General features: G+C 55.8%; 1 protein-coding gene. It reads right to left on the bottom strand.

Annotated elements, in window-relative coordinates; all coding sequences use genetic code 11:
• Nucleotides 1-328: 328 nt before the first annotated feature.
• A complete protein-coding gene (locus tag ROG8370_RS19765) occupies nucleotides 329-1,288 on the bottom strand; it encodes a DUF808 domain-containing protein (protein ID WP_085828821.1) in 960 nt (319 codons plus the stop codon).
• Nucleotides 1,289-1,635 lie beyond the last annotated feature (347 nt).

Raw genomic sequence — 1,635 nt, 5'->3', positions numbered from 1 at the left:
AAATGGCTGGCCTATTACAACGCCGAACGGCCGCACTCCACCCACGGCATCTTGACCCCGAATGAGGCCTATGCAAGCAAAACAGAACCAACGAGATTAGCAGCCTGACATGAAACCCTGATCCACCTTAACAGGGCTGCAAACTGGTCGAAAAACTAGGACCACCTCTGTTGAACTTTGGCCATGTCGGCGGTTGAGCGGCGACTTTCTGGACTCACAGGGTGCCTGCGGTGGCCCTTATCTATTCTTTAACGCTGACTGAAGTGGCTTTGATCTCTGGAACTTTCAATGAAGCGACGCAAGGTCCATTTGTGCAGACAGAGCCGCATCAGGCTTTTTCAGGAAAGAGCCACCCCGTGATCGGCACCACCGCTCGGCTGACAATCGGGACAAGCACAAAACCGGTCGCCAGCCCGACAATTCCGTCCAGCCCGGCCGTCACCAGCCAGCTCACAAAGCCTTTGATCGAGCCAACGGCCGCCGATGCGACCTTCGCCGCATGCTTGATCTGCTCATAAGGCAGATGCCAGCCCAAATCGTGCAACCCGTGCACGATGATACTGCCACCGACCCAGAGCATGGCCACCGTGCCGATCGTCGCGATCACCACCATTACTGCGGGCATCGATTTGACAATTCTACGCCCGACCGCCCGGGTCGCGCCAAACCGTCCTTTCGCGCTAAGCAGAATTCCGAAGTCATCGGCTTTCACGAGCAAGGCGACGGCCCCATAAACCAGTGCCGTAATCCCAATGGCCACCGCAGCCAGCGCCATCGTCTGTATCCACAATGTGTCAATATCGATCTGGGAAAGAGAGATCGTCATAATCTCTGCCGACAGTATGAAATCGGTCTTGATTGCGCCTTTCACCCGCTGCTCTTCCAGATGGGCCGCATCCAGCGTCTCCGCCTGCTGGGGGCCGTGATCCTTGTGCGGGACGAAGAGGTGCCAAACCTTCTCAGCTCCCTCAAAACACAGATAAGCCCCGCCGATCATCAAGAGCGGCGTCAAAAGCCACGGCAGGAATGCATTCAATAGCAGCGCCGCAGGCAACAGGATTACCAGCTTATTGAAGAAGGACGCGCGCGCAATTTTCCAAACGATGGGTAATTCTCGCGCCGCTGGCAGGCCTGTCACATATTTTGGGGTCACGGCCGCGTCATCGATGACAACGCCGGCGGCTTTCGTGCCGGCTTTGCTTGCCTGCGCCGCGACATCATCAAGTTGTGTCGCCGCCAGCTTGGCGATCGCTGCCACGTCATCCAAAAGGGCCAGTAATCCGCTCATGAAATTCTTTCCCTTGGGTTCACGCAACAATAGCCGATATTCCTCAGGAAAAACGACTGCCATTGAATGATGTCGGAGTTTTTTGCCCCGATCAAGGCGCTAGGACGTGCGCAACGGACCTCGGGGTGTTCCAGAATGCTATCGCTGCGTAACCGGCGGCTTTAGGTGATCAATTGAGGTGACATTAAAGTTTAGTATCCACGCCGTGGAGCAAACCCTCCGACTTCCAGTCGGACCCGCTTCAGCGTGAAAGAATCGCTTTATGATCGTACCCTCAGAAAAATGAGCCGCAGCCGGGTCGGAGGCTCATTTTTCTGAGGGTACGATCATGCAATATGACACCGGCA

Origin of the sequence: Roseovarius gaetbuli (assembly GCF_900172365.1) — a bacterium.
Classification (GTDB): domain Bacteria; phylum Pseudomonadota; class Alphaproteobacteria; order Rhodobacterales; family Rhodobacteraceae; genus Roseovarius; species Roseovarius gaetbuli.
Note: the sequence above shows the minus strand (reverse complement) of the source record. Positions and strands in the feature narration are given on the sequence as shown.